Raw genomic sequence first — 277 nt, 5'->3', positions numbered from 1 at the left:
CCGCGTGCGCAAGAACACTGCCATGGCGCTTTGCTAGGCGCTGATGATCTGTGTCATAGCCTCCACCAATCACAGTCGCAACAGGAGTATTATTTGCAAGGCAGCGTTTACGCTCTAAGTGTTCGCGCTTTTCTATCCCTTGCGAACTAATATCCAGTTTGCCTACGCCATCCTCTTGCCAAATATCAACGCCAGCATCGTATAGAACAAGATCCGGGTTAAGATCGTTTAATATAAATTGCAGCGGATCGTAATCAATTTCTAAATATTCAGCATC

General features: G+C 45.8%; 1 pseudogene. It reads right to left on the bottom strand.

The window, feature by feature from the left end:
- Positions 1 to 277, bottom strand: a pseudogene (locus CWB77_RS18175) (histone deacetylase); the annotation flags it as partial.

The organism is Pseudoalteromonas sp. S1610 (genome assembly GCF_005887465.1).
Taxonomy (GTDB): domain Bacteria; phylum Pseudomonadota; class Gammaproteobacteria; order Enterobacterales; family Alteromonadaceae; genus Pseudoalteromonas; species Pseudoalteromonas undina.
Note: the sequence above shows the minus strand (reverse complement) of the source record. Positions and strands in the feature narration are given on the sequence as shown.